The organism is Terrabacter sp. Root181 (genome assembly GCF_001428505.1).
Classification (GTDB): Bacteria; Actinomycetota; Actinomycetes; order Actinomycetales; family Dermatophilaceae; genus Terrabacter.
This window is the reverse complement of the sequence record NZ_LMHU01000001.1, coordinates 1,398,443-1,422,920: the sequence shown is the minus strand read 5'-3', so window position 1 is coordinate 1,422,920 and position 24,478 is coordinate 1,398,443. Positions and strand designations below refer to the sequence as shown.

20 protein-coding genes are annotated in these 24,478 nt (G+C 72.0%); 8 read left to right on the top strand and 12 right to left on the bottom strand.

Features of this window, described 5'->3' with window-relative positions:
- Positions 1 to 110 precede the first annotated feature (110 nt).
- Positions 111 to 1,652: an aminopeptidase P family protein gene (locus ASD90_RS06660; protein WP_056753112.1), complete on the top strand. Its 1,542-nt coding sequence runs from the start codon at positions 111 to 113 to the stop codon at positions 1,650 to 1,652.
- Positions 1,653 to 1,755: 103 nt separating this feature from the next.
- On the opposite strand, the gene ASD90_RS06655 is transcribed toward ASD90_RS06660, so the two are convergent.
- The 5 genes from ASD90_RS06655 to ASD90_RS06635 all read right to left on the bottom strand — a co-directional run bounded on the left by ASD90_RS06655 (position 1,756) and on the right by ASD90_RS06635 (position 9,388).
- Complete coding sequence (locus ASD90_RS06655) at positions 1,756 to 2,946, bottom strand: hypothetical protein (protein ID WP_056753108.1); 1,191 nt, start codon at positions 2,944 to 2,946, stop codon at positions 1,756 to 1,758.
- A 69-nt stretch (positions 2,947 to 3,015) separates the two neighbouring features.
- Positions 3,016 to 3,627: a general stress protein gene (locus tag ASD90_RS06650; protein WP_056753106.1), complete on the bottom strand. Its 612-nt coding sequence runs from the start codon at positions 3,625 to 3,627 to the stop codon at positions 3,016 to 3,018.
- 40 nt (positions 3,628 to 3,667) lie between these two features.
- Entirely contained in the window at positions 3,668 to 4,867 is a 1,200-nt protein-coding gene (locus tag ASD90_RS06645) for an acyl-CoA dehydrogenase family protein (protein WP_056753103.1), read from the bottom strand.
- 140 nt (positions 4,868 to 5,007) lie between these two features.
- Positions 5,008 to 5,883, bottom strand: a complete 876-nt coding sequence (locus tag ASD90_RS06640; RefSeq protein ID WP_056753101.1) for a caspase family protein — start codon at positions 5,881 to 5,883, stop codon at positions 5,008 to 5,010.
- Positions 5,884 to 5,944: 61 nt separating this feature from the next.
- Positions 5,945 to 9,388: a CHAT domain-containing protein gene (locus ASD90_RS06635; protein ID WP_056753098.1), complete on the bottom strand. Its 3,444-nt coding sequence runs from the start codon at positions 9,386 to 9,388 to the stop codon at positions 5,945 to 5,947.
- Positions 9,389 to 9,637: 249 nt separating this feature from the next.
- On the opposite strand from ASD90_RS06635, the gene ASD90_RS06630 reads away from it, so the two are divergent.
- Complete coding sequence (locus ASD90_RS06630; protein ID WP_056753096.1) at positions 9,638 to 10,546, top strand: serine protein kinase RIO; 909 nt, start codon at positions 9,638 to 9,640, stop codon at positions 10,544 to 10,546.
- Between the two features lie 80 nt (positions 10,547 to 10,626).
- Here ASD90_RS06630 and ASD90_RS06625 read toward each other — a convergent pair whose 3' ends face one another.
- The 3 genes from ASD90_RS06625 to ASD90_RS06615 form a co-directional block, all read right to left on the bottom strand.
- Positions 10,627 to 11,274: a nitroreductase family protein gene (locus tag ASD90_RS06625; protein ID WP_056753093.1), complete on the bottom strand. Its 648-nt coding sequence runs from the start codon at positions 11,272 to 11,274 to the stop codon at positions 10,627 to 10,629.
- A gap of 79 nt (positions 11,275 to 11,353) precedes the next feature.
- Positions 11,354 to 12,763 (bottom strand): proline--tRNA ligase, encoded by a 1,410-nt coding sequence (gene proS, locus ASD90_RS06620; RefSeq protein WP_056753091.1) that lies wholly within the window; start codon positions 12,761 to 12,763, stop codon positions 11,354 to 11,356.
- 47 nt (positions 12,764 to 12,810) lie between these two features.
- Positions 12,811 to 13,713 carry an extensin family protein gene (locus ASD90_RS06615; protein WP_056753089.1) on the bottom strand — a complete coding sequence of 301 codons (903 nt, stop codon included), beginning with the start codon at positions 13,711 to 13,713 and terminating at the stop codon, positions 12,811 to 12,813.
- A gap of 152 nt (positions 13,714 to 13,865) precedes the next feature.
- Here ASD90_RS06615 and ASD90_RS06610 point away from each other — a divergent pair, with 152 nt between their 5' ends.
- Both ASD90_RS06610 and ASD90_RS06605 read left to right on the top strand, forming a co-directional pair.
- The gene (locus tag ASD90_RS06610) at positions 13,866 to 16,301 is read left to right on the top strand and encodes an FdhF/YdeP family oxidoreductase (protein WP_157623027.1); all 2,436 of its coding nucleotides are present in this window, start codon (positions 13,866 to 13,868) and stop codon (positions 16,299 to 16,301) included.
- Positions 16,302 to 16,393: 92 nt separating this feature from the next.
- Positions 16,394 to 17,185: an esterase family protein gene (locus tag ASD90_RS06605; RefSeq protein WP_056753086.1), complete on the top strand. Its 792-nt coding sequence runs from the start codon at positions 16,394 to 16,396 to the stop codon at positions 17,183 to 17,185.
- A gap of 27 nt (positions 17,186 to 17,212) precedes the next feature.
- On the opposite strand, the gene ASD90_RS06600 is transcribed toward ASD90_RS06605, so the two are convergent.
- From ASD90_RS06600 to ASD90_RS06590, 3 genes are all read right to left on the bottom strand, one after another.
- Positions 17,213 to 18,091, bottom strand: a complete 879-nt coding sequence (locus ASD90_RS06600; RefSeq protein WP_056753083.1) for a GNAT family N-acetyltransferase — start codon at positions 18,089 to 18,091, stop codon at positions 17,213 to 17,215.
- Positions 18,092 to 18,188: 97 nt separating this feature from the next.
- Positions 18,189 to 19,070, bottom strand: a complete 882-nt coding sequence (locus ASD90_RS06595) for a CoA ester lyase (protein WP_255358546.1) — start codon at positions 19,068 to 19,070, stop codon at positions 18,189 to 18,191.
- A gap of 4 nt (positions 19,071 to 19,074) precedes the next feature.
- Positions 19,075 to 20,148: a CoA ester lyase gene (locus ASD90_RS06590; RefSeq protein ID WP_056753077.1), complete on the bottom strand. Its 1,074-nt coding sequence runs from the start codon at positions 20,146 to 20,148 to the stop codon at positions 19,075 to 19,077.
- A gap of 89 nt (positions 20,149 to 20,237) precedes the next feature.
- On the opposite strand from ASD90_RS06590, the gene ASD90_RS06585 reads away from it, so the two are divergent.
- The 4 genes from ASD90_RS06585 (at position 20,238) to ASD90_RS06570 (ending at position 23,988) form a co-directional block, all read left to right on the top strand.
- Positions 20,238 to 20,906 (top strand): hypothetical protein, encoded by a 669-nt coding sequence (locus tag ASD90_RS06585; protein ID WP_200958546.1) that lies wholly within the window; start codon positions 20,238 to 20,240, stop codon positions 20,904 to 20,906.
- Positions 20,907 to 20,923: 17 nt separating this feature from the next.
- Positions 20,924 to 22,231: a magnesium transporter MgtE N-terminal domain-containing protein gene (locus tag ASD90_RS06580; RefSeq protein WP_056753074.1), complete on the top strand. Its 1,308-nt coding sequence runs from the start codon at positions 20,924 to 20,926 to the stop codon at positions 22,229 to 22,231.
- Positions 22,228 to 22,782, top strand: coding sequence for a DUF1003 domain-containing protein (locus tag ASD90_RS06575; RefSeq protein WP_056753072.1), 555 nt, complete (start codon positions 22,228 to 22,230; stop codon positions 22,780 to 22,782). The genes ASD90_RS06580 and ASD90_RS06575 overlap by 4 nt, the downstream gene beginning before the upstream one ends.
- Before the next feature lie 63 nt (positions 22,783 to 22,845).
- A complete protein-coding gene (locus ASD90_RS06570) occupies positions 22,846 to 23,988 on the top strand; it encodes an Mrp/NBP35 family ATP-binding protein (protein WP_056753069.1) in 1,143 nt (380 codons plus the stop codon).
- Positions 23,989 to 24,154: 166 nt separating this feature from the next.
- Here ASD90_RS06570 and ASD90_RS06565 read toward each other — a convergent pair whose 3' ends face one another.
- Positions 24,155 to 24,445: an ABC transporter transmembrane domain-containing protein gene (locus ASD90_RS06565; protein ID WP_056753067.1), complete on the bottom strand. Its 291-nt coding sequence runs from the start codon at positions 24,443 to 24,445 to the stop codon at positions 24,155 to 24,157.
- Positions 24,446 to 24,478 lie beyond the last annotated feature (33 nt).

Here is a 24,478-nt window from a genome sequence, read left to right as displayed (position 1 = left end):
TGCCACCGGTTCGGACCCGGGGGTACCCCACCGGGGTGCCGAGCGGGGTAACGAGCGGGCCGGAATCCGGGTTCGGCGGGGTCCGCGCTTCGTGGCACCATGACGGGGTGATGAGTGAAGAGCAGAAGACGTCTCCGAGCCGCAAGCGCCCGACGACCGACGAGTTCCGGGCCTTCGTCGCGACCGGGTGGGCGCCGCGCGACACCGGGGTGACCCCCCGGGCCGAGGTCGCCGACCACGCAGCCCGTCGCCGTGACGCCGTCAGTGCCGCCTTCCGCGGTGAGCGCCTCGTCGTCCCGGCTGGCGGCCTCAAGGTGCGCAGCAACGACTGCGACTACGTCTTCCGCCCGCACAGCGCCTTCGCCCACCTCACGGGCCTCGGCAGCGACCGCGAGCCCGACGCCGTGCTCGTGCTCGAGCCGCGCCCGTCCGCCGACGGCGAGGGCACCGACGGTCACGAGGCCGTCCTCTACTTCCGCCCGCTCGCCGACCGCGACACCGAGGAGTTCTTCGGCGACTCGCGCTACGGCGAGTTCTGGGTCGGGGCGCGCCCCACCCTCGCCGACATCGAGTCCGAGCTCGGCGTCACCGCCCGCCACATCGACGAGTTCGGCGATGCCGTCGGCAAGGACGCCGGCGCGGTCACGATCCGCGTCGTGCGCGACGCCGACACCGAGGTCGCGACCCGCGTCGACAAGGCCCGCGACGCCGCGGCCGGGACGCAGGAGGCCACCGAGGCCGAGACCCGCACCGACCGCCAGCGCGAGGCCGACGAGCAGCTCGCCGCGTTCCTCTCGACGCTCCGCTTCGTCAAGGACGAGTGGGAGGTCGAGCAGATGCGCGACGCCGTCGACGGCACCCACCTGGGCTTCGACGCCGTCATCGCCGACCTGCCGGAGGCGGTCCGCCGCGGCCGCGGCGAGCGCTGGGTCGAGGGCGTCTTCGGCCTGCACGCCCGCCACCACGGCAACGGGGTCGGCTACGACTCGATCTGCGCCAGCGGCGACCACGCCAACACGCTGCACTGGATCAAGAACACCGGCGACATCAAGGAGGGCGACCTGCTGCTCCTCGACGCCGGCGTCGAGGTCGACTCGCTCTTCACCGCCGACATCACCCGCACCCTGCCGGTCAGCGGCACCTTCACCGACGCGCAGCGCAGGATCTACGACGCCGTGTACGCCGCCCAGGAGGCCGGCATCGCCGCCTGCAAGCCGGGCAACAGGTTCAGCGACGTCCACGCCGCGGCCATCCGCGTCATCGCCGAGCACCTTCACGAGTGGGGCCTGCTGCCCGAGGGCGTCGACGTCGAGGGCACGCTCGACGCCGACCACGGTCAGCACCACCGCCGCTGGATGGTGCACGGCACGAGCCACCACCTCGGCATCGACGTGCACGACTGCGCCCTCGCGACCCGCGAGGAGTACTCCGACGCCGAGCTGAAGCCGGGGATGGTCCTCACCGTCGAGCCGGGCCTCTACTTCAAGGCCGACGACGAGCTCGTCCCCGACGAGTTCCGCGGCAACGGCGTGCGCATCGAGGACGACATCCTCATCACCGAGGACGGCTGCGAGAACCTCTCGGCCGCGATGCCGCGCAGCAGCACCGAGGTCGAGGAGTGGGTCGCCCGCATCTGGGCGGCCCGCGCCTGACCGCCACCTTCCCCACCTGACCGAACGCGGCGTTCGGTCTCGAGCACAGCGGTAGGACACCGCTCTCGAGACCGAACGCCGCGTTCGGCGTGTCAGGGGGAGGTCACTTCGTCATCGGGATCTCGGTCGGGGTCGCGGGCTCGATGCCAGTGGTGCCGCCCGCACCTCCACCCGTCGAGCCGGGCACCTCAGTCGGGACGGTCGCGTCAGGCGCCGTTGCGGGTGGTGCGACCGACCCGTCGGACGACACCGAGCCGTTCGGGTCGGGGGCCGGGATCGGCGGGCTCCACTGCTCGACGAGGTCGACGAGGGAGCCCGCGTCCTGGGACTCGAGGCCGGAGCCGAGCACCGAAGGCGTACAGGCCGGGTCGACGTTGATGCGCACGGCCGGCCCGACGGCATACGCGAGCACGAGCGCGAACCGCGCGTCGCTCGTCTTGTCCGAGCCCTGGCAGGTCTGGTCGGTGGGCTTCGTCGGCAGGGCACGGAGCGCCGCCGTGACCTGCGCCGAGGGCGCTGCGTCCAGCTGGGTCGCCCTGACCGTGCCGTCCACTAAGTCACGGCACACCGTCACCGTCGGGTCGCCCGTGGGGGCCAGGGTCTGGTCGTCCCCGAGCCGACCCCAGGACGACCGGGAGCAGGCGGCGACCGCCTCGGGGGGCGGGGTGCGCGTGCCGAACATCTGGTCGAGCACGACCGCCGGCCCCGGGCCCGACGGGAAGTCGCCGTTCGTCGACGTCGAGCAGGCGTTCGCGTCGGCGAGCGCCGACACCCAGACGATCGCGTCGCCGTAGGCAGCCCCGACGAGGTATGCCGTCTCGTTGCCGGCCATGAGGGTGCACACCCCAGGCCCACCCGTGACCCGCGGCGCCCAGGTCATCGCCTCCACGAGCGCGGCCCGTTGCGACTCGCTCGCGACGCTGCGCTTCGCCAGGCGGAAGGGCGGCGAGAGCGGCGTGGTGGCCATGATGTCGACGACCGGGTAGCCGCACACGACGACCGAGGCCGGGTCGCGGTCGGGCAGCAGCCGTGCCGCGCCGTCGATGCCCTGCGGCTTCTGCGGGACGGCCGCGGGCTTCGAGAGGTCGACGGAGCCGACCGACTCGGGGCACCGGAGCGCACCGTCGGCCTCGACGGGCTGGTCGGTCACGGCCCGGACCGGGCCGGTCGCGAGCGACGTCTCCCCCGGCTGGGGCGCAGCGGCGGTCCCGCACGCGGCGAGCGCGAGGGCCGCGGCCACGCCGGTCACGAGAGCACGGCCGGCGGCATACGGTCTGGACCTGCGGGGCTGCATCAGGCGCTCCTTCGTCGGGGATCCGTCACCGGGAAGGACACGTGGGCGACCGCTTTCGTTGCAGCCGCGTCAGCCGGCGGGCGGCGGCGGGCCCGGCTGGTCCGGGCTCGACGGCTGCGTCGGCGGCGTCGAAGGCGTCGGCGGCGTGACGGGGGCGATGCCGATGCCCGCCCGGCCGCCGACGTCGATGCCCGCGTCGGCGAGGATCTGGCGACCCTGCTGGGCGAACTTGTGCTCGCAGAAGACCTCGTAGCGGGTCGCCACGACCTGGCTCACCGACGAGAAGTCGCGCGCGCCGCGGGTGAAGCCATAGCCGACGAGCGACCAGACCAGGCCGAAGACCGCGCCGTAGAGGGCGGTGTAGAGCAGCAGGGTCAGCGGGTTCGAGGGTCGGGAGAAGAGCGAGAGGATCAGGCCCACGAAGAGGCCGAGCCACACGCCGGAGAGGAGCCCGCCGAGGGCGACCCGGCCCCACGTGAGGCGCGCCGTCACCCGCTCCATCTGCTTGAGGTCGGTGCCGACGATGAGGCAGTTCTCGACCGGGAACTGGTTGTCCGACAGCGTGTCGACGGCCCTCTGCGCGTCGACGTACTGCTCGAACACGCCCAGCGACATGGGGTACTCGAGGGACAACGTCGCGAATCCCTGGCGTCCCCCCGGACCCTTCGGTTGCAGGCTCATGCGTCCATCCTCGCATCCCAGCCCCGGACGGGAGGGACCCTCATGCCTTGAGCTTGTAGTCCTCGACGAGGCGGCGGCCGATGATCATCCGCTGGATGTCGGCCGTGCCCTCACCGATGAGCAGCATCGGCGCCTCGCGGTAGAGACGCTCGATCTCGTACTCCTTGGAGTAGCCGTAGCCACCGTGGATGCGGAAGCTGTCCTCGACGACCTGTGAGCAGTACTCGGACGCAAGGTACTTCGCCATGCCCGCCTCGAGGTCGTTGCGCTGGCCCGAGTCCTTCTTGCGGGCGGCCTTGACCATCATCTCGTGCGCGGCCTCGACCTTGACGGCCATGTCGGCGAGCCGGAAGAGCACCGCCTGGTGGTCGACGATCTTCTTGCCGAAGGTCTCGCGCTGCTGGGCGTAGGAGATGCCGAGCTCGAATGCCCTTCTCGCGACGCCACATCCGCGAGCCGCCACGTTGACGCGGCCGACCTCGACGCCGTCCATCATCTGGTAGAAGCCCTTGCCCGGCTCGCCACCGAGGATCTGTGCGTCGGTGGTGCGGTGCCCGTCGAAGATGAGCTCGGTCGTGTCGACGCCCTTGTAGCCCATCTTGTCGATCTTGCCGGGCACGGTGACGCCCTGGGCGGTCTCGCCGAAGCCGGACTCCTTGTCGACGAGGAAGGTCGTCATGTTCTTGTACACCGACTCGGCGCCGGTGTCGGTCTTGACGAGGACGGCGACGAGGTTGGCGGAGCCGCCGTTGGTGAGCCACATCTTCTGGCCGGTGATCGACCACTCGCCGTCGTCGCCCTTGACGGCCTTCGTCTTGATGGCCGCCACGTCCGAGCCACAGCCCGGCTCGCTCATCGAGAACGCACCGCGGATCTCGCCCGTCGCCATCTTGGGCAGGTAGTGCTGCTTCTGCTCCTCGGTGCCGTGCTGGAGCACCATGTAGGCGACGATGAAGTGGGTGTTGATGATGCCGCTGACGCTCATCCAGCCGCGCGCGATCTCCTCGACGCAGAGGGCGTAGGTCAGCAGGGACTCCCCGAGGCCGCCGTACTCCTCCGGGATCATCAGCCCGAAGATCCCCATCTCCTTCATGCCGTCGACGATCGCCTGGGGGTACTCGTCCTTGTGCTCGAGCTCCATGGCGACGGGGATGATCTGCTCGTCGACGAACTCACGGACGAGCTTGATCAGCTCGCTCTGCTCCTCGGTGAGGCCGTCGGTCTGCTGCAGTCGGGACATGCTCGGATCGCCACCTTGCGTCTGGGCTCTCGGACAACTGCGATCGAGTATGCCGTCGCGCCGGGCACGCGGTCAGCGCGCTCGCGTGTGAGTGTCGACACCTGTGTCCTCGGTCACCGGAGCGCCCTCGGCGGTCCCGCCTACCAGAGCTGGCCGAAGCCGACCTTCTTGGACTTGACCGGCCCCTCGAGGGTCGAGCGCTGGCTGAAGTCGCCCTCCTTGAGCCCCGCCGTCACGGTGCGCAGCAGCTCGGTGCGGGTCGCCGTCGGGCTGGCCTTCATGGCCTTGAGGAAGAGATAGGTGAAGGCCCCGTTGGAGCGCCCGTCGAACGTCGCGTCGGACGCCGTCTGGTTGGGCTTGCAGGCCGCGAAGAGGACGGGCTTGGAGGCCGTGCCGCGGCTCTTCGTCAGCTCGACGAGGGCCTTGCGGTCGACGGTGCGCACGGGTGTCACGGCCCGGATGGACCGGGTCTGCTCGAGACCTCGGGGGGTCGGCGGTGGGAGGTAGCGCGGCTTCCGGCCGAGGAGCTGGGCCTGCAGGATCTCGTCGAGGTCCTTCAGGCCGGTGCCGCTGTGGCACGTGTCGAGCAGCACCTCGAGCAGGACACCGGAGGGCACGCGGGTGAAGAGGTCACGCAGCTCGTCGTCGACGATGACGGTGTCACGGTCCCACTGGTCGCCCTTCTGACGGATGTCGTAGCAGGCGAAGGCCTCGTCGAGGCCGTCGGGCTCGATGTCACCACCCGGCTCGTTCGGCACCTGCGTCCCGTGGCTGGAGAAGGTGAAGATCACGTGGTCGCCGGCCTTCGCGGTGTCGACGAGCTTCGTCAGGGCCGTCATGACGGCCTTCTTCGTCGCGCCGGCATCGGTGAGCACCGTCGTTGCCCGCGCCGTGAAGCCGAGCGGCCGCAGCGCCTTGGCGATGTCGGTGGCGTCGTTGACGCAGCCGTTCAGCCAGCTCGTCTGCGGCAGCGACTCGAACTCGTTGATCCCCACGCACAGAGCCCTGCGTGCCATGGCCGTTCCTTCCTTCTCGGGAACCCGTCAGGTGAGCGGGTTCGACTGGGGCGTAGCCGTTTCACACCGTCTCGAGGACAGCGTCAGGTCTCGCGTACACGACGTAGGCGAGCCACGTCGGGTCGTCGGCGTCGCGCGCCGCCTCGCGCGCGAGGGCGCTCGCGCGCGACATCTGGGTGCCCTTGAGCAGCTCCTCGTAGAGCGTCTCGACGAAGACCCTCGCCGGCTCCTCCTGGACCGACCACAGGCAGGAGACGAAGGCCGAGGCCCCGGCGTCGAGGAAGGCCTTGGCGAAGCCACCCACCGTCGTGAAGAGCTCACCGGACCGACCGGTCTGGCAGGCGTTGAGGACGACGATGGGGCCGACGCTGTCGGGGCCCGTCCAGTCGAGGTTCTGGGAGACGTCGGTCGAGGTGAGGTACTGCTCGCGCACCGTCGTGCCGCGTCGCTGGCCCTTGAGCAGGACCTTCGCCTCGGCGATGTCGTCGGAGCGCGCCGCCCCGTGGCCCGAGAAGTGCAGCAGGTCGAAGCCTCCGCCGCGCAGGAGTCGCTCGACGCCCGTGGGGGTGGCCGTCACGGCCTTGGCCCCGAACCGGTCCTTGAGGTAGCCGGCCTCGGCGACGCCGACGTCGTTCTTGAACATCGGGTTGGCGTAGACCGGGCAGATGGACCGTGCGTGGCCGCGGCGGACGCGTACGGACTGGGGTGGGAAGCTGCCGAGCTGCCAGCGCACGAGCCCGCCGGAGGCAAGGAATCGCGGCGTGGTGCCGCGCTTGCCCCGGGCCGGCTTGAGGTGCACGAGCTCCCACGGCACGAACGGCTCGTCGGTGTAGACGATGAGGTCGTGCACGAGGTCGCGGTGCTCCCAGAGGTAGGCCTGCATGTCCTCCGGGAAGAACTGGTCGAAGAGCAGCGTGCCGGTGTTCTGCAGCCGCGACATCCGTTGGCGCGGCGTCAGGTCGGGGTCCTTGATGACACCCTCGACCTCGGCGATGCGGTCGCGCACGAACTCGTCGCGGCCCACGATCGGCGCCGACTCGAAGGTCCGCTCGGCCTCGCCCGGCACGAGTCGGAGCGCATAGCTGTAGACGCGCTCGCCCGTGACGCGACGACTCTCGACGATGTCGAGGCACGGCAGGCCGTCGAGCTCGGGCGCGTCGATGCCGGTGTGGACCGTGGCGGTGACGGGCGCCGCCGCGACCATGCCCGCGGCGGCCGCCGTCGACTCGAGGGTGAGGGTGGCGACGGGCACCCAGCCCTGTCGCAGCACGATGGACACGCGGACCGGACCGGCCTCGAGCGCACGCACCCGGAAGGTCAGCTCGCTGGCCCAGTCGCCGCTCGGCAGCCCGAAGACCTTGGCCTCCGTCTCGAGGACCTGGGCGTTGTCCTTGGCGTAGACCTGCACGCTGACGGGGCGCTCCGCGTCGACGTGGACCGTCCTGGAGACGTGGACCGTGCCCTCCGTGGCCGCCAGCACCTGCCGCGAGAGCCGGACCCGCACCGTGGCGTCAGCGCCGGGTGTGACCGTCGACGGCATCTCCGCGGCGAGCTCCGCCGCCGTGGTCCCCTCGAGGGGACTGCTCGGTCCGGGACGCGGTGGCTTCTGCTGGTCGCGGCGGACGGCCTTCGCCGTCGCCTTCTTCGCCGTCGCCTTCTTCGCCGTCGCCTTCTTCGCCGTCGCCTTCGCGGCAGCCGTGGCCGCGGCCTTCCTCCCGGGCGCCGGCCGCGCCGGAGGCCGGGCGATCGTGGACGGTGGCCGCGCGGCCGTCGGCGGGCGGGCTGCCGTCGGTGGTCGGGCCGCGGTGGTCGGCTCCTCGATCTCGGCCATCTCGAGACCCCGGTCGTCGCCACCACCGTCGCCCCCGAGGACGGGCCCCACCGTCATCCACTCGGGCAGGTGCGCTCCCTCGTCGGACGCCCCGAGCCCGAGGGGCAGCCACTGCGAGATCGCGCCGATGACCGACAGCTGCGAGAAGTAGTTGACGTGGTGCACGACGTCGTTGGTGCCGAGCGCGAACGTGTCCCGGACGAAGCCGCCCGTCGGCAGCCCGATCGCCGACATCGAGTCGGTGTCGACGACGAGGTCGTTGCGGCCCTTGAAGATCCCGTCGACGAAGCCCTCGGCCAGACGGACCGCGAGCTCGCGCGGGAACTCCGGCGGGTTGTGGTGGTCGTCGAAGAGCGTCACGTGGAAGTCGGACGTCACGACGTGCCAGTTCGTCCCAGGACGCGGCTGGCCCGGCTGGTCCCGGTTGAGGGTCGTGACGAAGGGCCCGTCGGGCGTCATGGCCGCGAGACCGGGCACGCCGTCGCCGCCGGCGGCATACGACACGAGGTACTTCACGAGCGCGCCCACGCCGCGGACGACACCGCTGACCACCGCCGCGAACGGGGCGCCCCCGGGCACGAGCGAGAGCCCGGCAGCGCTGACCATCACGAGGTTCGTGTAGAGGTCGACGAGGTCGTGCCACCGCTCCGGGTCGGCGAGGTGGGTGCCGCCATTGGTGGAGGCGACGAAGACGATCGAGTCGACGCCGATGCGCAGTCCGGCGCCCGGGAGCACGGACTCGACGAACGAGCGGGTGACCAGGCCGCCGCGGCTGTGGGTGATGACGTCGAGCACGAGCTCGCCGTCATGGGGCGCGAGGAGGGCGAGCAGGTCCCGGGCGTTGCGCTCGGGGTCGACGCTGAGAGTGCGGTGGTCGAAGCCGATGACCGCGTCGTACGCGGACACGAGCGTGTCGACGAAGCCCTCCGCCCCGGGGGTGACGGCGACTGCCCCGAAGGCACCGCTCGTCGACGAGAAGGTGCCGTGGACGAGGAGCAGGACCCGTGCCGGACGGTCGGTGGGCAGGCCCACCTCCGCGAGGGAGCCGACGGGCTTCCACGCCTCCAGCGTCCCACCGGTCACGTGGACCAGGCCGGTGCGCACGCCCGCCTCGAGCCGCTCGACGACCTTGTCGACGATGACGGGCGCGGCGAAGCGCAGGACGATCGCCTGGAGGACGCCGTGGGCGAGGTCGCCGAGCAGCCCGCGGTCCGCTGCGGGGCCGGGCGCGTCCAGGCCGCGCGATCGCCGTCGCGGTCGGCGCGGACGCTCGGGCTGCACCGAGAGCGCGAACGACACGGTGCGTGGACCGGGGTCGATCGAGCGGGTGCGCTCCGACGCGTCGACCGGGAGGTGCCACGAGTAGACCCCGTCGCGCTCGAGCAGGACGACGGCGTCGTTGCCGGCGGGCACGTCGACGTCGAGCTTCACGGTGCCGGCCCGGTTGGCCGGAGCAGGACCGTCGAGGTCGCGAGCACGCCGTGGGGTCAGGTCGATCCGGTCGACCACGACGAAGTCGTCGGTGCGGAGGGCCTCGACGAGGGCGGCGCGCTCGGCCGCCCGGCGACCTCCCGTCGGCAGGTCGCGATCCGTCCGGTCCGTCGCAGCGGTCGTGTCGTAGCCGCGGGGCACGCGCACGCGCACCGCTCCCCCGCCGAAGGACGCGGACGGCATACCTGGGCTCCCTCCGAGACGTCTCCCCTGCTCCTGCCACCGTAGAGGCGAACGGCGTGCTCGGTGATACAGATCGCGGCAAACGGTCTCGCCCCGCGCGGATTAATTCCGTTGCGCGGGCATCGCCGGGTGCGCCAGTCTCTTCTCGAGCGCAGCGACACACGGCCGCGCGCCGGGACCCAAGGAGGGTGACATGTCGATCACGGCCCCGGGCATGCCTGCCCACATCACTTCTTCCTTGGAGTTCTCTTGTCATTCAACGCTTTTCACGACGACGACCTCGCGGTCGTCGAGACCCGACTGACCGCTCGGCGGGTCCTCGGTATCGAGGACGAGCAGTACGCGGTCGACACCGACCCCGACGGCCCTCCCGAGGGCGACCGGTGGTCGAGCTGGGACGGCGCCACCCACGGCCCGAAGCCCCGACCCGACTGGGTCATCACCGACCTCGGCGCCGTCGAGGCCGACCTGGGGGTGCTCAAGACCGGCAAGGAGGCCGACGTCCACCTGGTGCGCCGGTGGGTGCCCGGCTCCCCCGACCGGGACGTGCTCATGGCCGGCAAGCGGTACCGGTCGAGCAAGCACCGCATGTTCCACCGCGACTCGGGCTATCTCGAGGGGCGGCGCGTGCGGAAGTCGCGCGAGACGCGGGCCATGCGGACCCGCACCGCGTTCGGCAAGGAGCTGATCAGCGGCCTCTGGGCCTTCGCCGAGTTCGAGACGCTGGTCCGCCTCTGGCACGAGGGACTGCCGGTGCCCTACCCGGTGCAGATGGGCGAGGACGAGATGCTGATGGAGTTCATCGGCACCCCGGACGGACAGGCCGCACCACGTCTCGCACAGGTGCGTCCTGACGCCGACCTGCTGCCGGTGCTCTTCGAGCAGCTGCGCGAGGCGATGCTCCGGCTCGCCGAGCTCGGCTGGGCACACGGCGACCTCTCGCCCTACAACGTGCTCCTCGAGGGCGAGGGAGACGACGCGCGGCTCGTCCTCATCGACTGGCCGCAAATCGTCGACGTCATCGGCAACCCGCACGGCCCGGAGTTCCTCGAACGCGACACCCACAACATGTGTGACTGGTTCACCCGTCGTGGGTACGCGGTCGACGAGGGTCTGCTCTTCGGTGACCTCATCGCGGCGGCGACGTCGCGCTGGTGAGGTCGTTCGGTTCGCCGAGGAGCCCACAGGTCAGATGGAGGCCACCCGTTCGTGGGGTGGCCTCCATCGTCCTTCATCCGTCAGTCGGTCAGGAAGTCCGCCGGGTGGCCGAACTTCCCCGAGTGGACGAACGCCTCGAGCGGGAGGCGCGACCGTGGCAGCCGGGCCCGGGTGCGCACCCACTCCGGCATCTCGGCGTCGTCGTCGGGGCCGGCCGGAAGGCCGAGGGCGATCCCCGTCGTGACGGCCCAGTGCGGCGGGACGGCGAACCGCTCGGTCGCCGCCAGGTGGTCGAAACCACCGAACTGGCGCACCTGCAGCCCCATCGAGCGCGCCTGCACCGTGATGTGCGCGACGGCCTGGCCGAGGTCGAACATCGCGTAGTCGCTGTAGGCGAGCTCGTGGTCCTCGTCGGTCGCGACCTGGTGGAGCGTCAGGATGATCGCCGATGCCGACGGCGCCCAGACCTGGTTGGCCGACGACAGGACGTCGACCATGGCCGCGTGCGTGTCGTCTCCGCGCAGCCCGACGATGAAGCCCCACGGCTGCGAGTTGCCGGCCGACGGCGACCACCGCGCCGCCTCGAGGATCGCGCGCAGGGCGTCCGGACCGAGCACGTGCGAGCGGTCGTAGACCATGACGCTCTCGCGGTCGCGCAGCAAGGGCGTCAGGCTCTCCGGCTGTGCCGGTGGCGTGTGCCGTCCACTGCCTGCGGTCACGTCAGTCATGTCTCCTCACCGTCCTCACGCACGTCTCAACCATGCCGGTGACCGGACTCTTCCCGCCGGGTCTGTGGCCAGGACCACGTCAGTAGGCGCGCCCGACGACGGCGAGCACGCCGTCGTCGGACTCCGACCTCGGCACCGACCCGTCGGGCATCGTCAGGCACCGCACGGTGACCGCCGACTCGGCGAGCAGCGCCTCGCCCTCGGGACCGAGCGTGGACCACGGGAGGGTGGCCCAGCCGGTGCGCGCCGCCTCGGCGGCCTCCTCGACGGTGGCGACGGCCGACGTGTTCGCGTCCCGGTGGGCCAGCGCGGCGGCATACAACGCGTCGTGGTCCTCCTCGAGCGCACCGGTGACGGTGTCGGCGACGCCACCGAGCGGCACCGACGACTTGCCGCCGGCGATGCGCCGGGCGACCGTGACGGAGCCCTCGGCGAGGTCGCGGGGCCCCACCTCGACGCGGACGGGGATGCCCTTGAGCTCGGCGTCGACGGCGCGGCGGCCGAACGGCGTGTCCACGCGCGCGTCGAGCTCGGCCCGGACCCCGCGCGCGACGAGGTCGGCGACGACCTGACGGGCTGCCTCGACGACCCCCTCGCCCTCCTTGACGACCATGACGAGCACCTGGACCGGCGCGAGCCGCGGCGGGACCCGCAGGCCGTGGTCGTCGCCGTGGGCCATGATGAGGCCGCCGAGCATGCGGGTCGAGCTGCCCCACGATGTTGTCCAGCACATCTCCTGGCGCCCCTGCTCGGACAGGTAGGTGATGTCGAAGGCCTTGGCGAAGTTCTGGCCGAGCTCGTGGCTCGTGCCCATCTGCAGCGCCTTGCCGTCACGCATCATCCCTTCCAGCGCAAGGGTGTTCGTCGCTCCTGCGAAACGTTCGCGTGCCGTCTTGCGGCCGAGGACGACGGGCATGGCGAGCATCTCGCGCATGAACGTCGCGTAGACCTCCTCGTGGATCCGCTTGGCGTAGAGCCGTGCGTCCTCCTCGGTGGCGTGGGCGGTGTGGCCCTCCTGCCAGAGGAACTCGCTGGTGCGCAGGAAGATCCGCGGCCGCAGCTCCCACCGGACGACGTTGGCCCACTGGTTGAGCAGCAGCGGCAGGTCGCGGTAGCTCTGCGTCCACTTCGCCATGAACTCGCCGATGACGGTCTCGGAGGTGGGTCGGACGACGACCTTCTCCTCGAGCTCCTTGCCGCCCGCGTGCGTCACGACCGCGAGCTCGGGGCTGAAACCCTCGACGTGCTCGGCCTCCCGGCTCAGGTAGGACTCCGGGATGAAGAGCGGGAAGTAGGCGTTGCGCGCGCCGGCCTCCTTGATGCGGCGGTCCATGTCGGCCTGCATCCGCTCCCAGATCGAGTAGCCGTACGGTCGGATGACCATCGTCCCGCGCACCGGCCCGTTGTCGGCGAGCTCGGCCTTGGCGACGACGTCCTGGTACCAGCGGGGGAAGTCCTCGGACTGGGGCGTGAGCACGGTCTTGGCCATGGGCTCGATCCTACGATCGGGCCCGAGCCGCTCGTCACGGCATTTCCCTACGCCCGCTCCATCGTGGCGACCATGAACGCCTGCCACGCCTCCCGGCTGTCGGCGAGCTCGCCGGGGCCACCGGACTGCTCGAGTATGCGTGTGGTGACGTCCCGGGTCACGGCGTCGAACTCGCCGGTGAGCTCCACCTCGGCACGACCCCAGACGTGGCGGCACATCGCCTGGACCGCCTGCACCTGGGCGTTGGACCGGCGGATGAGGCGCGGCCGCTCGGGTCCGAAGCGACCGAGGTCGACGTGGATGTGGTTGTCGTGCGAGGCGTCGAAGAGGTAGGTCAGGACGTCGGCGAACTCGTGGTGCAGGCCGGCGGCGGTCCTCCAGTAGAGCGCGAGGCGACGGCGCAGCTCGGTGGCCGGGGCGTCGCGCCACTGGTCGTGGCGCAGCGAGGTGAGGTCGCGTCCGCCGGCGCGCAGCCGGGCGATGTCGATGGCCTCGCCCGAGCTGTGCCACGACGTCGACGAGCCGCGCACCCAGGCGCCGTAGGACCGGATCTCGTCGGGCACCTGGCCGACGTGCCGCTGGTGCAGGGCGAGCCACCGGTCCAGGCGGGCACCGAACGGCTCCGTGACGTAGTAGGCGGCCGGGCGCGCGCTCACCTCGTAGACGTGGGCCGCGGCACCGATACGCCGCCTCGCCTGCAGGGCCGAGAAGTCCACCGGCCGAGGGTCGAGGCGCAGCTCCGGGGGTGCCGGCTCACCCAGGCCGGACAGCTGAGGGAGGGAGGGCAGGCCGGGACCGCGCGACACGGCATACGCCCCTCCGGCGACGACGGCGCCCACCGCGCCGAGGGTGAGCACGCGGCGGCGGATCAGGCCGGGAGGCGATGCGCTCGGCCCGTCGGGGTCGGGCACCGGCGGCGTCGGCTCGCCCGTCCGCGTGTCCTGGCTCATGACTGCTCCAACGCGCGGGGCGGCCGGAGGTATCCCGCGGGCCACGAACGCGATGGGGCAGACTCACAGGAAACTGCCAGTTCCGCATGGTGACGTGCGAGGACGAACGGGGAACGAGTCTTGTGACCACCGATCCGACGAGGGGTTTGACCATGTCCGAGCACCGGCGCCGCACCATGATCCCGATCGTGCCCGTGCGGCCGACAGCGGCTCCCACCCACGACGTCGACCCCACCGAGGTCGACCGGGGCAAGATCAAGTCGAAGGCCGCCGGCCTCACGGCCATCGCGGTGACGGCGCAGCGCGGCATGGAGCAGATGGGGGCGCGCCGGTCGTTCGCGACGCTGCGTCGGATCAACCAGGCCGACGGCTTCGACTGCATGGGCTGCGCGTGGCCCGACCCGCACCCGGAGGAGCGCAGCTTCGCCGAGTTCTGCGAGAACGGCGCCAAGGCCGTCGCCGAGGAGGCCACGCTGCGCCGGGTCGACCCGTCGTTCTTCGCCGAGCACCCGGTCGCCGAGCTCTCAGGCTGGACGGACTACCTCCTGGGCCAGCAGGGGCGCATCACCCACCCGATGGTGCTGCGCGACGGAGGCACCCACTACGAGCCGATCTCGTGGGACGACGCGTACGCCCTCGTCGCCGAGCGGCTGCGCGGGCTCGCGTCGCCCGACGAGGCGGTCTTCTACACGAGCGGGCGCGCCTCGAACGAGGCGGCCTTCGCCTACCAGCTCTTCGCCCGAGCCTTCGGCACGAACAACCTGCCGGACTGCTCCAACATGTGCCACGAGTCGACGTCCGTCGCGCTCGCCGAGGTCATCGGCATCGGCAAGGGCTCGGTCAGCCTCGACGACATCCACGAGGCCGAGCTCATCGTCATCGCCGGGCAGAACCCCGGCACCAACCATCCGCGCATGCTCACCGCGCTCGAGATCGCCAAGCGCGGAGGGGCGAAGATCGTCGCCGTCAACCCGCTGCCCGAGACGGGGCTGCGCGGCTTCGACAACCCCCAGAAGGTCAAGGGCCTCGTCGGGATCGGCACCGAGCTCGCCGACGAGTTCCTGCCCATCCGCCTCGGCGGCGACCTCGCGCTGTTCCAGGCGATCGGCTCGCTCCTCGTCGCCCGTCACGACGCGGGCGAGGACGTCTTCGACACCGACTTCGTCGAGCGCCACACCGACGGCTTCGAGGAGTGGGCCGCCCACATGCGCGAGCTCGACTGGGACCTCGTCACCGAGGCCACGTCGCTCGACCGGTCGCAGATCGAGCGCGTCGCCGAGCTCTTCGCGCGGTCGCGCAAGACGGTGCTCTGCTGGGCCATGGGCGTCACGCAGCACCGGCACGCGGTCGCGACGATCAAGGAGATGGCCAACGTCGCCCTCGTCCAGGGCAACATCGGCAAGCCCGGCGCCGGCCTGTGCCCCGTGCGGGGCCACTCGAACGTCCAGGGCGACCGGACCATGGGCATCTGGGAGAAGCTCCCGCCGCACTTCGCCGACGCGCTCGAGGCCGAGTTCGGCATCGAGGCACCGCGCGAGCGAGGTCTCGACGTCGTCAACTCGATCCGCGCGATGCGCGACGGCGAGGCGAAGGTCCTCGTCGGGCTCGGCGGCAACTTCGCCGCTGCGACGCCCGACACCGAGGTGACGCACGACGCGCTGCGGACCGTCGACCTCGTCGTCAACATCTCGACCAAGCTCAACCGCTCGCACGTCGTCGTCGGCCACACCTCGCTCATCCTCCCGACGCTCGGCCGCACCGAGCGCGACGAGCAGCGCGGCGGCCTGCAGGGGGTCACCGTCGAGGACAGCATGTCGAGCGTGCACCTCTCGCACGGCCGGCTCGAGCCGGCGAGCCCAGAGCTGCGCTCCGAGATCTCCATCGTCTGCGGCATCGCGGCGGCGACCCTCGCCGGGCGCGGCTCCGCGGGCGAGGTCGACTGGGCAGCCATGGCCGACGACTACTCCGTCATCCGCCGCCACATCGAGCGCGTCGTGCCCGGGTGCGAGGCCTACGACGAGAAGGTCCACCGGCCGGGCGGCTTCGTGCTGCCGCACCCGCCGCGCGACTCGCGCACCTTCGAGACGCCGTCGAAGAAGGCCGTCCTCACGGTCAGCCCGCTGCAGATGGTGGCCGCGCCCGAGGGCCACCTCGTGCTCCAGTCGCTGCGCAGCCACGACCAGTTCAACACGACGATCTACGGCCACGACGACCGCTACCGGGGCATCTCCGGTGGACGCGAGATCGTCATGGTCCACCCCGACGACCTCGCCACCCTGGGCTTCTCCGACGGTGACCACGTCGACGTCATCGCACCCTGGCCCGACGGCACGCAGCGGGTCGTGCGCGACTTCCGGGTCGTGTCCTACCCGACGGTGCGTGGGTGCGTCGCCGCCTACTACCCCGAGGTCAACCCGCTCGTGGCCCTCGAGTCCACCGCGGTCGGCAGCAACTGCCCGGTGTCCAAGGCGGTCATCGTCCGGCTCGTCCCGGCCGGCCAGGCCCCACCGCACTCGGCCAGCGACGACCTCCAGGCCGGCGAGGACTCGGAGAAGCGCAGCGAGGTCAAGCCGCACCACCTGAGCTGACCCGACCGACGACGCGTCGGCGGGCGCGTCGGCGGGCGCGTCGGCGGGCGCGCCGGCGGGCAGGGCGGGAACCCAGGTCGTACGCTCCCGCCATGCCCACCGGCCCCGGTCCCTCCCGGCGCACCCTGCTGCTCGGCGCGGCCGGTCTGGCGACGGCGGTCTCGGCGACCGGTCTCGGCGGGTGCTCGTCCGCCGGCGGGCCGACCCTCAGCGACGGCGTGCTCTCGAACCGCTTCGGCGTCGAGGCGCCGCGCTGGCGGATGGCCGTGCCGCACTCGGGCAGACCCCGTGGCCTCCTCGTGGCGCTGCACGGCTTCGGCGGGGGCGCCGACGACGCCTTCGACCTCGGTTTCGCCGACGCGGTCGAGCCGTCCCGGATGGCGCTCGTCTCGGTCGACGGCGGCAACAGCTACTGGCACCCGCGCCGCGACGGCAGCGACACCAGCGCGATGGTCCGAGACGAGCTCGTGCCGATGGCCCTCGAGGCCTCCGGGCTGCCGGCATCCTCCCCGGTCGCCCTGCTCGGGTGGTCGATGGGGGGCTTCGGTGCCCTCCTCATCGCCGGCGAGCTCGGCCGCTCGCGCGTCAGCGGGGTCGTCGCCGCCAGCGCTGCCCTGTGGCAGCAGGACAGCCAGACGCCCGCCCGGGCCTACGACGGGCGCGCCGACTTCGACCGGCACTCGATCTTCAACCGGCTCGACCTCCTGCGAGGCATCCCGGTCCGTCTCGACTGCTGCAGGTCCGACCCGTTCATCGCGGCCAACCGCGAGCTGGCCCGGCGCCTTCCCGGCGCCGAGACGCACTTCACCGAGGGCGGCCACGACGACGCGTTCTGGAGTGGGAACGTGCCCGCAGAGATGGCGTGGGCGGCCGCCCACTCGTGAGCCCACCCCGGTGCGCGCCGCGCTCCCCTACGCGTCCCGGTGCAGGTCATGGGCGACCGGATCGCGACGGAAACCCGCCGACACATAGGTGGCGACCCCGACGACGTTCGCGCTGGGCGTGCAGACGAGGGCGCTCGACGAGCCGAGGTCGCGCAGCGCGGCAGCGCACGCGAGGGTGATCGCCCGACCGTGGCCGCGGCCCCGGTGGTCGCGGTGCGCCCCGAGCGGCTCGATGAGCCCCGGCCGGCCCGGGCCGGCCGCCCACACGGTCGCCGTCGCCACTGCGGCTCCGCCGTCGTCGTAACCGACGAGGCACCGCGCGTCGGTGTAGGCCGGCCCGGACGCCATCGCCCGCCAGCGTTGCTCGGTGAACGTCGAGGTGTCGAACGACGCGCGCTGCACCGCCACCCGGTCCCGGAGCCGTTCCGGCGCGGGGTCCGCGCCGACGACCTCGACCCGCAGCCCGCGCTCCTCCACAGGATCGGCCAGGTCACGCACGAGCGGCGTCCAGGCCTCCCCGTCGCCCCACCCGTCGGCCGCGAGGCGCGCTCGGAAGGCGTCCCCGAACCGCGCCTCGACGGAGGCCTCCCCGGCCGGGAGCACACCGCGCCCGGGCTGCGCCACGTCGCCGAGCAGCCGTTGCGCGAGCTCGTCGTCGTCACCCGCCTCCGGCGCGATCGCCATCCGCAGCACGCGCGGCTCGTCGAGGAGACCGACCGCGACGAGGCGCCCGTCGCGGTGCCATGTGCGGACGGCCGCGGCGGTGGCCTCCGCGCCGTGGCTCCAGTTCCAGCCCAGGTCGCCGGGATGCAGCTGGACCGGCATCCCGTCCCGTGGCCACGGACGCATCCCGTGCACGGCCTCGACGAGACCCTCGACTCCCGGCGTGCCCAGCTCGATCGACATCCTGCGATCCAACACCGTCACCGAGCGAGACCGCACGCTTCGCTCCCCGGTTCGATGTATTCGACGGTCACCGGTGACCGTCGAATACATCGAACCGTCAGGAGAGGGTGGCGATGGCCCCGGCGGTCGCGAGCACCTTCTGGGCCGTGTCGACGTGCAGGCTCTCGACGAGCCGGCCGTCGAGGGTCGCGACGCCCTTGCCCTCTGCCTGCGCGGTCTCGAAGGCGGCGATGACGGCCCGCGCCTGCTCGACCTGCTGGGCGCTCGGCGCGAAGACCTCGTTGCACGGCTCGACCTGGCCCGGGTGGATCAGCGTCTTGCCGTCGAAGCCCATCTCCCGGCCCTGGTGTGCCTCGGCGAGGAAGCCGTCGGCGTCCTTGACGTCGTTGAAGACCCCGTCGAGGACGGCCACCCCGGCGGCGCGGGCCGCGAGGACCGCGAGCTGGAGCGAGGTCTGGATCGCGGCCCGCCCGGGCACGAAGGTCGCCCCGAGCTCCTTGTAGAGGTCGTTGGTGCCGAGCACGAGGCAGGCGAGCCGGTCGGACGCCCGCGCGATCTCCTCGGCGTGGAGCACCGCGCCCGGCGTCTCGACCATCGCCCAGAGCCTCGTGCGCTCGGGTGCGCCGGCAGCCTCCATGGCCGCGACGAGACCGCGCACCTCGTCGGCCGAGCCGACCTTGGGCACGACGATCGCGTCGGGTCCGGCGGCGGCCGCGGCGGCGAGGTCGGCTTCGTGCCACTGCGACCCGAGGCCGTTGACCCGGATCGTCAGCTCGCGCCGGCCGTACGCACCGGACTGCGCTGCGGCACAGGCCTTCTCACGCGCCGCCTCCTTGGCGTCAGGAGCGACGGCGTCCTCGAGGTCGAGGATGAGCGCGTCGACGGGAAGCGTCTTGGCCTTCTCGAGCGCGCGCTCGTTGGAGCTCGGCATGTAGAGCACCGAGCGACGGGGACGGTATGCCGTGGACGGGTCGGTCACGGGCTCAGCCCTCCTGCGGGGCGGGCTCGGCGGCATACAGCTCGGCGAGCGTGGGGTCGGTCTTCGAGAGGCGCTCGGCGAGCTCGACGATGACGAGGCACTGCTTGAGGCTGGCGTCGTCCTCCATCTTGCCGTCGAGCATGACCGCGCCCGTGCCGTCGCCCATGACGGCGACGACACGGCGGGCGTGCGCCACGTCCTCGGCCGAGGGGCTGAAGACGCGCTTGGCGATCTCGATCTGCACGGGGTGCAGCGACCAGGTGCCGACGCAGCCGAGCAGGAACGCGTTGCGGAACTGGTCCTCGCACGCGACGACGTCCTGGATGTCGCCGAAGGGGCCGTAGTACGGGTAGATCCCGTGCATCGCGCACGCGTCGACCATGCGGGCGATCGTGTAGTGCCAGAGGTCCTGCTGCGCCGTCGCGCGCGCCCCGGTGATGTCGCCGTCGACGGGATCGGTGCGCACGAGGTAGCCGGGGTGCCCGCCACCCACCCGGGTCGTCTTCATCCGGCGGTCGGCGGCGAGGTCGGCGGGCCCGAGCGACAGACCCTGCATGCGCGGCGAGGCGCCGCAGATCTCCTCGACGTTGACCATGCCCCGCGCCGTCTCGAGGATCGCGTGGACGAGGATCGGGCGCGTCAGCCCGGCCTTGGCCTCGAGCTGGGCGAGCAGCCGGTCGACGTAGTGGATGTCCTCGGCGCCCTGGACCTTGGGCACCATGACGACGTCGAGCTTGTCGCCGATCTCGGTGACGAGGGTCGTGAGGTCGTCGAGCGCCCAGGGGCTGTCGAGGGCGTTGATGCGGGTCCAGAGCTGGGTGTTCTCGCCGAAGTCGGTGGCCCTGGCGATCTCGACGAGTCCCGCGCGGGCCGCCTCCTTGCGGTCGGCCTTGACGGCGTCCTCGAGGTTGCCGAGGAGGACGTCGACGGTGCCGACGAGGCCCGGCACCTTGGCGGCCATCTTCGGGTTGCTCGGGTCGAAGAAGTGGATGACCCGTGACGGGCGGGCCGGCACCTGCGTCAGGGGCGTCGGCGCCCCCACCGCGAGCGGCCGGAAGAAGTCCTTGGCGCTGCGCATGGGCGCCAAGGTAGCAACGGCCGGGCGGCCCGCGTTATGACGACAGTCACGCGTGCCACCGATGAGGGCGGGATCACTAGGGTGGCCGTGTGACCGAGCGCGCGACCGAGCAGGTGTCCGAGCAGCCCGTGCCCGCGGCAGAGCAGGGCGGCCCGCAGGCGGCGGGTGCCGCAGCCCTGCTCGGCGAGGCGATGGCCAAGTCCGGGCTGCTCTGGATCGAGGTCGCCGACGACCGCACGTGGCCGGCGTGGCACGTCTGGGACGACGGCGCCGCCCTCGTCGTGAGCGGCCCCGGGGAGCAGCCACTCCCCTGGCTCCCCAAGGAGGTCCGGGTCATCCTGCGCAGCAAGGACACCGGGGGCCGGCTGCTCACGGTGCGCGCACACGTCCACGTGCTCGAGCCCGGCACACCCGAGTGGCAGCGAGCGGCCGAGCTGCTCCGCGCGTCGAGGCTCAACGCGGTCGACGACTCGCTGACCCGCTGGGCGGCTGAGTGCACCGTCACCGCCCTCGTGCCCTTCGACAGCCCGCTCGAGTCACCCGGCGCGTATGCCGCCCACGACCACCGCGAGCCGCCCGCCCGCACCGCTGCGACGACGACGTCCTGGCGCCCGTGGCACTGGGGTGGGCGTGGTGAGGAGAAGGCCGAGCGCAAACGCGCCCGGGACGAGGCCAAGGCCGGCCGACGCGCCGCGAAGGAGCGGGCGAAACTGCGCAAGAAGCGCCAGCGACGTGGCACCCGTCGCCGTGGACGTTGACCCCATAGCCTTGGCCCATGAGTGCGAGCACCCGCGTCTTCGTCGCGCGCCTGACCGGACTGAGCGTCTTCGACCCGCTCGGTGACCAGGTCGGGCGCGTCCGCGACGTCGTGGTGATGTTCTCCGTCAACCGGCCCGAGCCCCGCGTCATCGGCCTCGTCGTCGAGGTGCCGGGGCGGCGCCGCGTCTTCGTGCCGATGACGCGCGTGACCTCGATCGATGCCGGCGCCGTCATCACGACGGGCCTGGTCAACATGCGCCGCTTCGAGCAGCGCACCAACGAGGTCCTCGTCGCCGCCGAGCTCTTCGACCGCGCCGTGCGCGTCACGACGGCCGAGGCCGTCGAGGCCGGCTTCGCCGACTCCCTCGTCGAGGACCTCGCCATCGAGCAGGGCCCCCGCCGCGACTGGATCGGCACGCGCGTCTTCGTCCGCCAGGCACCAGCCGGGGTCTCGTCGGCGTCCAGGGCGATGTCGCGGCTGACCCGTCGCCGGTCGGGCAAGACGATGCTCGTCGACATCCGCGACGTCGTCGGCCTGCACGAGCAGGCGGGCGCCCAGAGTGCCGAGCGCCTCCTCGAGACCTACGACGACCTCAAGGTCGCCGACCTCGCCGAGGTCATCCACGACCTCAACCCCAAGCGCCGCGCCGAGGTCGCCGCCGCTCTCGACGACGAGCGCCTCGCAGACCTCCTCGAGGAGCTGCCCGAGGACGACCAGGTCGAGATCCTGGCCGGCCTGGCCAACGAGCGCGCGGCCGACGTCCTCGAGGCGATGGAGCCCGACGACGCGGCCGACCTGCTCGCCGACCTGCCGCCCGAGCAGGCCGAGGAGCTGCTCCAGCTCATGGAGCCCGACGAGGCCGCTCCCCTGCGACGCCTGCTCGCCTACGACGAGAAGACCGCAGGCGGCATGATGACGACCGAGCCCGTCATCCTCGGTCCCGAGGCGACGATCGCCGAGGCCCTCGCGACGGTGCGCCGCGAGGAGCTCGCCCCGGCACTGGCCTCGATGGTCTACGTCTGCCGCCCGCCGCTCGAGGCCCCGACCGGGCGCTACCTCGGCCTCGTCCACATCCAGCGCCTGCTGCGCGAGCCGCCGCACGCCGCCGTCGGGTCGATCATCGACAAGGAGATCGAGCCGGTCGTGGCCACCGCGTCGCTCGAGACCGTGACGCGCACGCTCGCGACCTACAACCTCGTCTCGCTGCCCGTCGTCGACGACGACGGCCGGCTCATCGGCGCGGTCACGGTCGACGACGTGCTCGACCACATCCTCCCGGAGGACTGGCGCGAGGAACGCCATGAGCTGGGGGTGACGCCGTGAGCGAGCGTGCCGAGCGTCGCACCGGCCCCCGGGCGGTCCGCGGCGACAAGCTCGACCAGCCCCAGGAGAAGCGCGCTCGGGTGCTGCCGCGCATCTCGTTCTCCCAAGAGGACTTCGGCGTCCTGTCCGAGAAGTTCGCGCGCCTGATGGGCACGGCCGGCTTCCTCATCGGCATGACGGTCTTCGTCGCGGCGTGGATCCTCTGGAACGTCCTCGCCCCGCCGTCGCTCGTGTTCGACGAGTTCCCGTTCATCTTCCTGACCCTCATGCTGAGCCTCCAGGCGTCGTATGCCGCCCCGCTCATCCTGCTCGCGCAGAACCGTCAGGCCGACCGTGACCGCGTCGCCCTCGAGCAGGACCGGGCCCGCGACGAGCGCAACCTCGCCGACACCGAGTTCCTCACCCGTGAGGTGGCCTCCCTGCGCCTGGCCCTGCGCGAGCAGGCAACGCGTGACTTCGTGCGGTCCGAGCTGCGCCAGCTCCTCGAGGAGCTCGAGGAGCGCGCGATCGTCCGCAGGGCCGACGACGACCCGAGGGACGGCCGGCACTGAGGGTGAGCGAGCGCACCCCGGCCGTGGTCGGGGGCCCCCGCACGGCGGCATACGATGGAACACATGTCTGTCGCCGCACTGCCCAGCCGTGACGCCATGCTCACGGCGCTGTCGAAGGTCAACGACCCCGAGATCCGCAAGCCGATCACCGAGCTCGGCATGGTCAAGTCGGTCGAGATCGACGACGCCGGCAAGGTCGACCTCGCGATCTTCCTCACGGTGTCCGGCTGCCCGATGAAGGAGACGCTGACCAAGGACTCGAGCAACGCCTTGCTCGCCCTCGACGGCGTCACCTCGGTCGAGGTCGAGCTCGACGTCATGAGCGACGAGCAGCGCGCCGAACTGCGCTCCCAGCTGCGCGGCGGCGCCCCGGAGAAGGAGATCCCCTTCGCCAGGCCCAACAGCCTGACGCGGGTGTATGCCGTCGCGTCCGGCAAGGGCGGCGTCGGCAAGTCGTCGGTGACCGTCAACCTCGCTGCCGCGATGGCCGAGCAGGGCCTGCGGGTGGGCGTCGTCGACGCCGACGTCTACGGCTTCTCGGTGCCGCGCATGCTCGGCGTCGAGCAGCGCCCGACGCAGGTCGACGACATGATCCTGCCGCCCATCAGCCACGACGTGAAGGTCATCTCGATCGGCATGTTCGTGCCCGGCAACCAGCCCGTCGTGTGGCGCGGCCCGATGCTGCACCGCGCGCTCCAGCAGTTCCTCGGCGACGTCTTCTGGGGCGACCTCGACGTGCTCCTGCTCGACCTGCCGCCCGGCACCGGCGACATCGCGATCTCCGTCGCTCAGCTCATCCCCACGGCCGAGATCCTCGTCGTCACGACCCCGCAGCAGGCCGCCGCGGAGGTGGCCGAGCGGGCCGGGTCGATCGCCCTGCAGACGCACCAGCGCGTCGTCGGCGTCATCGAGAACATGAGCTGGCTGGAGCTGCCCGACGGCACGCGCCAGGAGATCTTCGGCTCCGGCGGCGGACAGGCGGTCGCCGACTCGCTGACGAAGAGCATCGGCGCCCCGGTCGAGCTGCTCGGCCAGATCCCCCTCGACACCCGCCTGCGTGAGGGCGGCGACACCGGCACGCCGGTCGTGCTCGGCGAGCCCGACACCGCGGCTGCCGTGGCGCTGCGCGGTATCGCCCGCACCCTCGGGTCGCGGGCCCGGGGCCTCGCCGGCCGCTCGCTCGGCCTCACCCCAGCCGGCCGCTGACCCTCCGACCGGCCCACTGACCCGGGCCACTGACCGGTCCCCGTCGCATCGCCTCACCACCGAACGCCGCGTTCGGTGGTGAAAGCGTCGGCAGAACACTGAGTTCGCGACCGAACGCCGCGTTCGGCGAGGGGACGGCGGGGGGCCCGGGCTCGAGGGCGGCGGGTCAGGCGAGCGAGTCGACCCAGGCGCGGTTGTGGAAGCTCATCGGGAGGGCCTGGAGCCGCTCGTAGGGGTCGCGGCGCAGCTCCGTCTCGAGACCGAGCACGGCGTTGGACTGCACCCACCGTCGCACGAAGATGAGGACGGCCTCGAGCACGCCGAGCGCGAGGGCGAGCAGACCCAGCGGCAGCACCGGCGCGAGCTCGTGCTGCGTGATCGGCCCGTCGATGATCGCGCGCGTCACGAGGGGGATGGCGATGGAGACGCCGACGCCGGCGAGCGACGCGGCGAACATGACGGCGAGGGCCCACCGGTGCGGGCGGAGGTA

Excerpts from the sequence above, each read along its gene's own strand:
- ASD90_RS06565 (WP_056753067.1), bottom strand. The coding sequence starts at position 24,445 with ATGTTCGCCGCGTCGCTCGCCGGCGTCGGCGTCTCCATCGCCATCCCC.
- ASD90_RS06615 (WP_056753089.1), bottom strand. The coding sequence starts at position 13,713 with ATGAGCCAGGACACGCGGACGGGCGAGCCGACGCCGCCGGTGCCCGAC.
- ASD90_RS06645 (WP_056753103.1), bottom strand. The coding sequence starts at position 4,867 with ATGTCCCGACTGCAGCAGACCGACGGCCTCACCGAGGAGCAGAGCGAG.
- ASD90_RS06660 (WP_056753112.1), top strand. The coding sequence starts at position 111 with ATGAGTGAAGAGCAGAAGACGTCTCCGAGCCGCAAGCGCCCGACGACC.
- ASD90_RS06635 (WP_056753098.1), bottom strand. The coding sequence starts at position 9,388 with ATGCCGTCCGCGTCCTTCGGCGGGGGAGCGGTGCGCGTGCGCGTGCCC.
- ASD90_RS06580 (WP_056753074.1), top strand. The coding sequence starts at position 20,924 with ATGAGTGCGAGCACCCGCGTCTTCGTCGCGCGCCTGACCGGACTGAGC.
- ASD90_RS06610 (WP_157623027.1), top strand. The coding sequence starts at position 13,866 with ATGTCCGAGCACCGGCGCCGCACCATGATCCCGATCGTGCCCGTGCGG.
- ASD90_RS06650 (WP_056753106.1), bottom strand. The coding sequence starts at position 3,627 with ATGAGCCTGCAACCGAAGGGTCCGGGGGGACGCCAGGGATTCGCGACG.
- ASD90_RS06590 (WP_056753077.1), bottom strand. The coding sequence starts at position 20,148 with ATGCGCAGCGCCAAGGACTTCTTCCGGCCGCTCGCGGTGGGGGCGCCG.
- ASD90_RS06605 (WP_056753086.1), top strand. The coding sequence starts at position 16,394 with ATGCCCACCGGCCCCGGTCCCTCCCGGCGCACCCTGCTGCTCGGCGCG.
- ASD90_RS06570 (WP_056753069.1), top strand. The coding sequence starts at position 22,846 with ATGTCTGTCGCCGCACTGCCCAGCCGTGACGCCATGCTCACGGCGCTG.
- ASD90_RS06655 (WP_056753108.1), bottom strand. The coding sequence starts at position 2,946 with ATGCAGCCCCGCAGGTCCAGACCGTATGCCGCCGGCCGTGCTCTCGTG.
- ASD90_RS06625 (WP_056753093.1), bottom strand. The coding sequence starts at position 11,274 with ATGACTGACGTGACCGCAGGCAGTGGACGGCACACGCCACCGGCACAG.
- proS (WP_056753091.1), bottom strand. The coding sequence starts at position 12,763 with ATGGCCAAGACCGTGCTCACGCCCCAGTCCGAGGACTTCCCCCGCTGG.
- ASD90_RS06640 (WP_056753101.1), bottom strand. The coding sequence starts at position 5,883 with ATGGCACGCAGGGCTCTGTGCGTGGGGATCAACGAGTTCGAGTCGCTG.
- ASD90_RS06600 (WP_056753083.1), bottom strand. The coding sequence starts at position 18,091 with ATGTCGATCGAGCTGGGCACGCCGGGAGTCGAGGGTCTCGTCGAGGCC.